A 6,139-nucleotide genomic window follows, 5' to 3' on the forward strand; every position below is an offset into this window, starting at 1 on the left:
TGGTTGCGACCGGGTCGCCTTCCTTGACCTCGTCGCCTTCCTTCACCGTGACGGTGACGGCACCAGCGAACGGTGCGGCAACGTGGCCCGGGTTGGACGCGTCGGCCTTCTCCACCTCGGCAACGGTGGACTCGACGTTCTCGTCGCGGACGGCAACCGGGCGGACCTGGCCATTGACGGTCAGGATGACCTGGCGCATACCCTTCTCGTCTGGCTCGCCAACAGCGTCAAGGCTGACCACCAGCGGCGGACGGTTCTCCCCGATCTCGCCGTAGTAGATCATGGTCTCCACGCCCTCTTCAAGGCCGTAGAAGAAGGTCTTGTCACCCAACTGGTCGGTGATGCCGTAGGTGCGCAGGTGCTCCTGGGACTCGGCGTACTGCTTCGGGAACAGCAGCTTGTCCAGGGCGGCGCGGCGGCCAGACAGACGGCACCAGCGGCGGCTGTGGCGGCTCTTGCGGCTCTTGCGCTGTGAGCAGTTCGCATGCGGGAAAGGTTACCGTGCGTGACTTAAGTGCATGAGTACGGTGGCACCCATGGAGTCCACACCCACGTTCACCTTCCACCGCGCCACCGAATCGGACCGCACCTACTTGCGCCGTCTGAACTTTCTCGCGGACGTCTACGGTGACGAATCCAAGGAGGTGCGCCGGAGCAGTTACCGGACGTGGAACGCTACGTCGACGAGTGGAACCCGCAACGCGACGGCGGGGTCATCGCCTTCGACCAATTCCACATGCCCGCAGGCGGAGTGTGGTTGCGGTATTGGACGTCGCCTGACCAGGGCTATGCGAACCTCTCGCCCGGCACTCCAGAAATCGCCATCGCCATTGAGAACCGATATGCGGGCCACCGCTTGGGCGAAGCCTTGCTCCGTGAGGTCGTAGACCTCGCCCGGGAGCAGGGTGCTACACAAGTGGCGCTCTTTGTCGCAGAAGACAACCCCCGCGCCCGCCACCGCTATGAAGCGTTCGGCTTCAGCGATGTCGCGGTACCCGGGGGTGTGATGGTCTACCAGCTCTAATCTGCCCTCTCTGCGACGCGCCCTTCCCACCGCGGGATCATGAGGGGGCTGCCGGATTCCGGATCTTGGATGATACTGGCCTCGACGCCGAAAACGTCACGAACCAACTCCTCGGTGATCACGTCGGCGGGCGCGCCGGTGGCCACGACTTCCCCGTCTTTCATCGCGATGATGTTATCCGCGTAGCGCGCCGCTTGGTTGAGATCGTGCAGCACCGCCACCAGGGTGAGGTGGTCGCGCTTGTTCAGCTCGCGGCACAGTTCAAGAAGTTCGATCTGGTAGCGCACATCCAGAAACGTGGTCGGCTCGTCGAGGAGCAGGATCGGAGTCTCCTGCGCAAGAGCGACAGCCATCCAAACACGTTGGCGCTGCCCGCCGGAAAGCTCGTCGACGAAGCGACCGCTGAGCTCGCGCACGTTGGTCGCGTCCATTGCCCCTCCCACGGCACGCTCGTCTTCTGGCGACCAAGGTTTGAAAAGACCCTGGTGGGGATACCGTCCGCGTGAGACGAGATCGATGACACGGATGCCCTCCGGTGCGACCGGCCCCTGGGGAAGCAGGCCGACTTGCTTAGCAACGTGTTTGGTGGGCTGTTCGTGCAGAGACTTGCCGTCGAGAAGCGTCGCCCCTGAAACCGGCGTAATGAGCCGCGTAAGGGACTTCAGCAGCGTCGATTTGCCGCACCCGTTCGGCCCCACAATGACTGTGAACATGCGATCCGGAATCTCGACTGTGACATCGTCGCAGATGATCGCTTCGTCGGAGTACGCCAACTTCGCGTGTTCGGTGCGCAGACGTGCCATTTACTTCCGTCCTTCCTGAATCAGCAGCCAGAGGAAATAGATACCGCCGATGGAGACGGTGACAATGCCTACTGGCAGTGGCGAAGTGGGGTGAATGCGCTGTGCGACAGTGTCTGCGAGCACGAGCAGCAACGCGCCGGTCGCGGCAGTAGGCATCAGCGCCAGCCCGTCGGCGCGCACAAGTCGGCGCGCGATCTGCGGGGCGGCGAGCGCGATGAATGAGATCGGTCCAACGGTGGCGGTGGCTAGTGCGGTCAAGCCAATCCCGGTGATGATCGCGGCGACTTGCACTGCACGCACGTTTTGCCCAAGAGCGGTGGCGAACGGGATGCCGATCTGTGTAAGGCGCATCGGGCGAGCCAACAACGCCGTCACCGCAATGAACACCACCGTGCCCGATGCTGCGAACCCGAGGGTTTTCCAGCTGGTGCCAGCAAGGTTGCCCGCACCCCACAAGCTCGCCATGATCGCGTCCTCGACCGTCGCCGTGAGCAGCAGCCATGTGTTCACCGCGGCCAGCATCGCACTGACACCGATCCCGACGATGATGAGCCGCACTCCCCGAGCATGGCCGTCTTTCGACGCTAGGAAAAACACCGTTACAGCCGTGAGCAAGCCGCCCGCGAGCGCACCGAGCAGGGTGGCCGTGGAACCGCCGCGGAGCACCAGCATAGCGATGAGAGCCCCGGTATAGGAGCCGGTTTGAAAACCGATCACATCCGGCGAACCGAGCGGATTATTGGTGAGGTTTTGAAACAACGCGCCCGACAGAGCGAGCGCAGCACCGAGCACCAGCGCCATCAGCACGCGCGGAGCACGCCACTCCACCACGACCATGTGGGTGAAGTCGTCCCCGCGGCCCAGCACAGCATCGAATACTTGGCCCGCGGTCATCGATGCAGAACCGGTGAAAAGCGCGAAGACGCCGCAAGCAGCCGCCAGCGCGACGAGAACGGCGGTGACTACCACTGCACGCACATCGGTGACGAAGATCGGGCGCTCGCGCGGGCCGATCCCTACCATCGGTCGGCCGAAATCCAGGCGTTGCGTCGTCACAGTTCTGTCACCCGGAACTGGCGCACCATGTAGATAAGGAGGGGCGCGCCGATGAAGGGCGTGACCACCCCTACAGGCATCTCGCCCTGCACAATCACGCGGCCGACCACGTCAGCGAAACCCATGATGGCGGGTGCCAAAATGATCGAGTACGCCATGATCCATCCCTGGTGCGGGCCCACGATCATCCGGCTTAGGTGCGGGGCCAACAACCCGAGGAAAGAAATTGGTCCTGCCACCGCAGTGCCGCCGCCAGCGAGGAGCGCAATAGCGATCAGTGCGACGAGACGAACGCGGTTCGGGTTCGCTCCCATCGCCACGGCAGCGGCCTCGCCCAGCGCGAGCACATCAAGCGACTTCGATAGTGCGAGCGCGAGCACGAGCCCGATCAGAATGAAGGGCACGATCGCGAGCGTATTGTCCAGAGCCTGGTTGGCCGTGGTGCCAGCGGACCAGCCGCGCATCTTCTTCAGAACGTCGGAGTTGGTGAGCAGAACCGCTGAAGTGAACCCGCCGAGGACGGCACCGAGTGCGACGCCGGACAGTGTCATCCGGATCGGGTTGCCTCGCATCGGCCCAGCATTTCCGATGAGGAATACAGCGAACGATGTAACGGTCGCACCTGTGAATGCCAACCACATGTATTGGTTGATGTCGGTGAGACCGAAGTAGGCGATGCCTACCACCACCGCCAGAGAAGCGCCGGCATTGACGCCGAGGATTCCGGGGTCTGTCAGGGGGTTTCTGGTCACTGCCTGCATCAAGCCGCCCGCGACACCGAACGCGGCCCCTGCCACCAAAATCAGCACGGTGCGCGGCACCCGCGACTGCCACACCACCTGCGACACCGGGTCGGCCGGATCGGGCGAACGGAGGAAATGCCACAGCTCGCTGAGCGTAATCTCGCGCGCACCGACGGTAAGGCTGAGCACGAGCGAGACCGCGAGCAACGCGATGAGCACCCATGCGCCGACAACTCGGTACGCGAGCGGGTGGGGCTGTGGCGGTGCTAGCTGGGCTTCCGTTTCGGTGGGCGCAGGCGCTGTGGTGATCGTCATGGTTCGCGGTGGGCGGGTCGAGGGCCTAGGAGACCTTGTTGAAGCCCTGGACCTTTGTGGCGAGTCCGTCCAACCAGTCGGCGTAGTGGCGCGAGGTCAGCGCACCCTTTGAGTTCCAGGCGTAGAGCTGACCAGCCTGGACCGACGGCAGCGAGTCCCACATTTCGGCGGTGAAGGGGTCAGCTTCGTCGTAGTCCTCGACGAGCATGACATCGGTGGGGTATTTCGAGGCTTCCTCCCAGGCGATCCACGCCCACGGGCTGCCCTCGTGACCCTCGGTCGGGCCAGCGAGGGTCGCGCCGAGCGACTTCAGCAGATCCGCCTGGGGGCCGTTCGCGCTGGTGTAGAGCATCTCCTTGGTGGGGCTCGACAGCATGAAGCTCAAGTCTTCGCCAGCAATGGCATCGGAGAAGTTCTGCTTCGCAGCCGCGTAGTCTTGGTCTGCCTTAGTGATGTGCGAGGCGGTGACATCGGCGCCGAGGAACTCGGCGAGCTCGCGGACGTTGGCGATGCCCTCGTCCACGGTGTCGCCGCCGGGCAGCGGCACGAACTGGGCGACGCGAGTGAGTTGGGAGTTCACATCCTCTTTGAACCATTGCCAACCGTCTGCTGTGCCGAAGCCAATGATCGCGTCCGGTTTGAGCTGTGCGAGTTTCTCCAAGTCAATCTCGCCGTCGGTGCCGATCTGCTCAATCCCGGTGGTGTCCGCCCCACCCATCACGGTCGGGTCGTCGCACTGGTAACCGAAGATGGCGTTCGGCTTGATGCCGTACTCATCGAGGGTGGAGTAGGCGTAGCAGTCCATGACGATGTTCTTGGGCTGCTCGGCGAACTCGATTTTCAGGCCGTCAATGCTCGGGTGGTTAAACACCAGCGCACCGGATGCCTGGGCATTGCTCGAAGCGGACGCGGAGGAGGATGTCGCGGCGTCCGAGGCAGACACGGTGGAAGTTGCAGTGGAAGTTGAGGCGGAGTTGGAAGGAGATGAGCTGCAGCCTGTGAGAGCGAGGCCAACAGCAAAGGTGAGCACTGCACCGAGTTTCGCGCGCATGCGGGATCCCTTTCAGTCGAAATGTGACCTGAGCAGAAAGCCAGGCGAGCACTTAGCAAAGGCAAACCTAACAGATGGTCTGGGTTAGGTAAAGCAGCCCTTACCATCTCGCGAGGAAGTTACCCCCGCGCCTGTCCTCGAATCCAGAACGCGCTGAATGTGACATTTTTGGGATCAATCCCCCACTCTTGCACGGCGAATCGTCGCACCCCCGCTGCGAGGTCTCGTTCGCCGCAACACCAGACACTCTCCGGGCGCTCGTGAGAGCGAAGCTCGGAGACAACTGCCTCCAGCAACCTGTCCTGCTGGGCGGTGACCAGGGCCAGTGACCTCACGCGGGATTGCCAGCGCTCAACCAGCCCAGGCTCGAATTCGTCGTTCGTGGTGGCGGCGAACACGACATCTGCCGCAGCCAGCTCAGCAGGGTGGAATTGCTCGAGGAATTCAAGAATTGCTGCGACTGAAGGCGCTGCAGTGGGGTCGGCGACCAGCAGCTGCGATGTGCCTGGCTTTGGCTCGCGCCGGAACCACAGCCCGTTCGCGGGGTAGATTCCGCAGGTGTCCCCAGGCGCGACGCGCAGCGCCCAACGCAACGCGGGCCCGATGTCGGTGTCCGAGGCATCCGAAACACCGTGTGTGACCAATAGGAAGCTCAGGGTGCCAGCAGCTCGGTCGAGACTTCGAACTGTGTACCACCGAAGGTCGGGTCGCACGGCATCCGGAAGCGCGGCAAGTTGGGCTCGTAGATTGCTTACCCGAGTTGTCGTTAATGGGACATAGTCCTTGCCAGGCCCCGGCATGAGGAGGCCGAAGAACTCGTCTGGGCCTACCAATTGGTGGTCGCGCAATTCAGGCGCAACCACGGAGATCTCAAGGAGGTCGGGGCAACCCGTTCAACATTGGCGACGGTGACTGTGAGTGCATCGCTTTTCTCGCGCTGAGGCCAGTCCGTGAGCTGAATGTCCGAAAAGTTGTTAGAACCGAAAACCATGAAAGGTAGTTTAGGCTTACCTACATCATTGTGCCGAGACGCCCAGCCGCCAAAACGCCGAAAGCGCCGGCACTCCGGGTGGAGGTCGGCGCTTTGGACGTCGTCAGGCGAAAAGCTCTTAAGCGATAACCACCACGAGGTCGCCGCCTTCCACCT

The 6,139-nt window shown here is 62.8% G+C and carries 6 protein-coding genes and 2 pseudogenes; 1 reads left to right on the forward strand and 7 read right to left on the reverse strand.

The window, feature by feature from the left end; genetic code table 11:
* Positions 1-418, reverse strand: a pseudogene (locus tag HMPREF2656_RS00410) (pyruvate carboxylase); the annotation flags it as partial.
* 249 nt (positions 419-667) lie between these two features.
* On the opposite strand from HMPREF2656_RS00410, the gene HMPREF2656_RS00415 reads away from it, so the two are divergent.
* Complete coding sequence (locus HMPREF2656_RS00415; protein ID WP_371440636.1) at positions 668-1,024, forward strand: GNAT family N-acetyltransferase; 357 nt, start codon at positions 668-670, stop codon at positions 1,022-1,024.
* Here the strand turns inward: HMPREF2656_RS00415 and HMPREF2656_RS12655 are convergent.
* The 6 genes and pseudogenes from HMPREF2656_RS12655 to HMPREF2656_RS13545 all read right to left on the reverse strand — a co-directional run.
* Positions 1,021-1,827, reverse strand: a complete 807-nt coding sequence (locus HMPREF2656_RS12655) for an ABC transporter ATP-binding protein (RefSeq protein ID WP_070482382.1) — start codon at positions 1,825-1,827, stop codon at positions 1,021-1,023. The genes HMPREF2656_RS00415 and HMPREF2656_RS12655 overlap by 4 nt on opposite strands.
* Positions 1,828-2,883, reverse strand: a complete 1,056-nt coding sequence (locus HMPREF2656_RS12660; RefSeq protein ID WP_246815295.1) for a FecCD family ABC transporter permease — start codon at positions 2,881-2,883, stop codon at positions 1,828-1,830. It lies immediately after the preceding gene.
* Positions 2,880-3,941: a FecCD family ABC transporter permease gene (locus HMPREF2656_RS00430; RefSeq protein ID WP_141743308.1), complete on the reverse strand. Its 1,062-nt coding sequence runs from the start codon at positions 3,939-3,941 to the stop codon at positions 2,880-2,882. Before HMPREF2656_RS00430 ends, HMPREF2656_RS12660 begins: the two co-directional genes overlap by 4 nt.
* Positions 3,942-3,966: 25 nt before the next feature.
* Positions 3,967-4,992, reverse strand: coding sequence for an ABC transporter substrate-binding protein (locus tag HMPREF2656_RS00435; RefSeq protein ID WP_083319381.1), 1,026 nt, complete (start codon positions 4,990-4,992; stop codon positions 3,967-3,969).
* 119 nt (positions 4,993-5,111) lie between these two features.
* Positions 5,112-5,573 (reverse strand): siderophore-interacting protein, encoded by a 462-nt coding sequence (locus tag HMPREF2656_RS13540; protein ID WP_256381246.1) that lies wholly within the window; start codon positions 5,571-5,573, stop codon positions 5,112-5,114.
* Positions 5,550-5,864 (reverse strand): annotated as a pseudogene (locus HMPREF2656_RS13545) (siderophore-interacting protein); the annotation flags it as partial. The pseudogene HMPREF2656_RS13545 and the gene HMPREF2656_RS13540, both read right to left, overlap by 24 nt.
* Positions 5,865-6,139 lie beyond the last annotated feature (275 nt).

It is taken from the genome of Corynebacterium sp. HMSC034B08 (assembly GCF_001835805.1).
Taxonomy (GTDB): domain Bacteria; phylum Actinomycetota; class Actinomycetes; order Mycobacteriales; family Mycobacteriaceae; genus Corynebacterium; species Corynebacterium coyleae.

Coding starts and splice junctions, on each gene's coding strand:
- HMPREF2656_RS12655 (WP_070482382.1), bottom strand. CDS start 1,827: ATGGCACGTCTGCGCACCGAACACGCGAAGTTGGCGTACTCCGACGAA.
- HMPREF2656_RS00430 (WP_141743308.1), bottom strand. CDS start 3,941: ATGACGATCACCACAGCGCCTGCGCCCACCGAAACGGAAGCCCAGCTA.
- HMPREF2656_RS00435 (WP_083319381.1), bottom strand. CDS start 4,992: ATGCGCGCGAAACTCGGTGCAGTGCTCACCTTTGCTGTTGGCCTCGCT.